This window comes from Arthrobacter sp. TJ-263, from assembly GCF_058269155.1.
On record NZ_JBZCNE010000007.1, the window covers coordinates 1 to 3910 of the forward strand.

Genomic DNA, 3910 nt, shown 5'->3' on the forward strand with positions numbered 1-3910 from the left:
ACGACAAAAGAACAAACCCACCACAAAAAGAAGCCGAATTCGACCACGCCTCACAGCGCACGAACCGACCACAGAATTTGAAGGGGATGGCCACCCACACCGGGGCAACTCATGAAACACTACACGTCGGACTGCGGTCGGGCAAACTGGGCCGGTGCCCGCGAGATCACCACACCGCACGAGAGCTCCTGACGTCGGCAACGGCCCCTGGCGGCGAGCGGCCGCACGAAGTAGGTGGCCCGGTGCGCCAGACGCCGGGCTGCCGGCAGGGTCCTCCGGGGGGTGAGCATCTGCAGGGAGGGGCTGGCCCGGCGCTCCAGGCGCGCCTGCCAGCACGATCCGACAAAAGCGTCTGGTGGTGAGCAGCACCACGAAGAAGCAAGTTCGCTAGTGAAGGTGCCGGTACCAGTTGGCGCGTGCAGAACCCCTCGACTGCTTTCGACAGGGGCAGCTATCGGCCCCCCGACTCCCACCGACCGAGGTCCCAGAAGGCACCGGTGCAGACAGCACCCACTGATGCGCCTCCCCCATGATCGGTCCACGTAGGGCCCTGACGCCCCGGTTGGGGTTCCTCACGAACCAACAGCTCGGAGCGGGACAGCGGCGTGATGTGACCGCTCAAGTGGTGACATCACCAAGGATCAAGGACACCCCGACACACAGCGGCGCGCACCAGCCCTGCTACGCCCCTCTCCGTCCCCTCCCGTCGGGTTCAGCGCAGCACAGCCCTGTTCACCCCCGGTCCAGCCCGGCCCAACCCAACCCCGAGCCCAGTCCAGCCCAGCTCCAATCGAGCCCAGTCCAGCCCAGTCCGAGGAGGCCGTGTCCACGGCTTGGGAGACCGTTCGAGGGGATTCCCACCGGCCCGATCAGCCCGTCTCCTCGAACTGGCAGCGCATTGGTGTTGGCCGATTCTCGAGTGATCGGTGCCGATTCGAACAATGAAGGCCGCTGACGTCGGAACCGAACGCGGAGTAGCCATGCAACCAACCAACTTCTGAGCAAGGGTCGAGTGTCGAAGCGACGACGGAGCGGCCAGCGCGTTCCTGTCAGGCGAATGGGCCGCTGGCATCCCTGTGCCTGCTTCTACGAGTGAGCCCGCCGCGGAGTCCTGAATCGGAACCCTCGCGGTGGGCGACCCGCAGCGGGACCCTTCGCCTCAGCGAGCCAGCCCGGTCAGGCCGGGAACGGGTCCGTCGCGATTTCTACCTCCCAGGCGAGCGATGAAGGTTCAGGAGTGATGCCTCCGGCAGCCTCGCAGCCCAAGGGGCACCGATATCGTCCAAGGACGACCACGGATGTCGAATTCCCCTGGTACATAACTCGCTTTCCCCGTCACTGAGAGCTTCCGGTCGCTGAGTGTACGTCCTACGCAGTCGGTACAAAGGGCTCGCTCGAGCCTCCGTCAGAGAATACGAAGAACGGGGCCGGCAGGTGGGGGCGCACCGTCGTTGGACGTGCTCACCCGACGAACCGGCAAATGAATGAGTGGCAACGTCGTTGGTGGGAATGGCTTTGCTGAGGTGGAGGTCATGCCTCGTCGGCCCTGATGAACGAGAGGCATCGGCAATTGTCGGGGTGGCGGTGGCCGCATGTGATCCGTCTTCATGTTTCCTTTCCCGATCGAGCCCCGATCGCGCGTATAGGTGGTCTCAGAGTGACTGTCCCGGTCCGGGTCGGGATCGCGATTCCGATCACGAGACATGAAGCGTCCAGCTGCTCCCACCTCACACCACGATTCGTGGAGGGAGCTTCACCCCGATGGCTCATGGAGCCGTCGACCGAGGCCTTCCGACCGCATGGACCTGCGTTATAGCGTGATTAAATGATTCTCCCCGATACTTCCCAGGACGCCGTGGCTGTTGCAGATCACTACGACGAGCTCGATCCCATCTATCGGCAGGTATGGGGTGAGCATGTCCACCACGGGCTGTGGGCGACGGGTCAGGAGACGCCCGCCGAAGCTGTCGAGGCGCTGACCGACGCGGTCGGCGATCGGCTGCACCTCATGCCCGGCGAAGCGTGCATCGACATCGGCTGCGGCTACGGCTCCACCGCCCGGCGGCTCGCGATGACACACAGTGTCCGCGTCACTGGCTTCACGCTTTCCGCCGAGCAGGCTCACTACGCCTCCGCGCATCCCTCACCCCACGTCGATATTCATCTCCGCGATTGGCTCGTCAACGGGTTGACCGATGGCTCGGCCGATGCCGCGTGGGCGATCGAGTCGAGCGAGCACATGGTCGACAAACCCAGGTTCTTCGCCGAGGCGCATCGCGTGCTGTCACCCGGCGGCCGTTTCGTCGTCTGCGCATGGCTCGCCGAGACCGAGGCCGGCAGTTGGAAGGTTCGCCACCTGCTCGAGCCGATCTGTCGCGAGGGGCGCCTGCCGTCGATGGGCACGCGTGAGGAGTATGAGGCGATGGCATCGGCTGCCGGCTTTGAGATCACGGGCTATGAGGATGTCAGCCACCGCGTAGCGCGTACATGGACCATTTGCGCCCGTCGGCTTATGAAGACCTTGCTCGTCGATCGCGAGACTCGTCGCCTCGCGCTCGGTGCACGCAATCGCATCTTCGTTCTGAGCATCCCCCGCCTGATTCTCGCCTACCGCACCGGTGCGATGCGCTACGGCATATTCACGCTGTCGAAGGCGGCGGAGGACGGGGTGCCACCAGAACCCGCTACGTCGATGCAGCGGGAGCCGGCCTGATCGTCGGCACCGCTTCGGTCGGACTCTGACGACACACATCGAGGCAGCGGCATCGCGACCGCATCACCATAGGGGGGCTGGGCGACCAGCCGCACCGGGCACGCTCGATGCCAACCATAGCCACGCACCCTTCGGAGCCCAGTCCTCGCGCGTGTCGGCTCCTCGAGGGATCTGCGACGCGGCAGATCCCGGAGTTGTTCCTCGACCGCCCGGCCCACTCCAATTGACCGACCAAATCTCGACGTCGACCACGACGTCCAGCAGGTTCCGGGCGCAGTCGAAGAGCTTCTCTGAGGTCTCGAGCAGCAGCAGCCGGTTGGCCACATCCGGTCCGCGGATCGGCCGCGCCTTCCCCGGATCTCCCGCGTCTCCCGCGTCTCCCGCGTCCCCTACGTCACGGAGTCACTGGTCACGGGTCACGGGTCACGGGGTCAAAGGGACCACGGGTCGAGGGGTCACGGGCTCACCGGTCGGGTCACGGGTCGAGGGGGCATAAGGTCACGGCGCCACGAGTGCCACCGACTTCCGTCGCCATAGCGATGCTGAGATGAGATGAAATGCCCGGTCGATCACTGCGGTCCGCTGTCTGGTGCGGCGTGCTCGTGTTGGCGTCATCATGCCGCTACTTGCCGCCTCGCGACCTTGGCTGCCGTTGACCGGTGCCGATCATGGCGGACCGGGAGTGCCGGGCCGCCGGCACCGTACCGGCCGGGCGCACCGGCCTGCGAATGCAAGCCCGGAGTCGGGCGGATAAGTACCATCGCTGAGCTGGGGACCTGATTGCCTCGCGAGTCCGACATCTGGCCGCCTATCGGGGCCCGTCAAGTGTTGAAGCGAGTATCGGGGCCCCCGGCAGGCGTCCCGCCACCGCGGATCCAGACGGAGTCGGATCAGGGTCACCAATCGGCTGCTGCACATGGTGCCAGTCTGCTGTCTTGCGAGCCCGACGCTGGACCCGACGCTCAACCCGATGCTGGAAGCGGCCATCGACCGCTACTGAGCGAGTCCCGAAATTCGGGTCCAGTCAGGATATTCAGCTGACCGCTTGTGTCCTCTCCGTGCACGTCCTGATCCTTCGAGCACCGGTTCGCGTGGTGGGTGGGTGGTTAACGAGGAAAGACCCCACCGGTGGTGGGGTCTTTGCTCGTGAGTGGTTGTCCGGCGGTGTCCTACTCTCCCACACTCTCTCGGGTGCAG

Annotated in this window: 1 protein-coding gene; it reads left to right on the forward strand. The window is 65.2% G+C overall.

All coding sequences use genetic code 11. The features are described from left to right. The first annotated feature begins 1825 nt into the window (after positions 1–1825). Positions 1826–2713, forward strand: coding sequence for an SAM-dependent methyltransferase (locus tag AC4D2F_RS16840; RefSeq protein WP_490911633.1), 888 nt, complete (start codon positions 1826–1828; stop codon positions 2711–2713). Positions 2714–3910: the final 1197 nt, after the last annotated feature.

Excerpts from the sequence above, each read along its gene's own strand:
- AC4D2F_RS16840 (WP_490911633.1), top strand. The coding sequence starts at position 1,826 with ATGATTCTCCCCGATACTTCCCAGGACGCCGTGGCTGTTGCAGATCAC.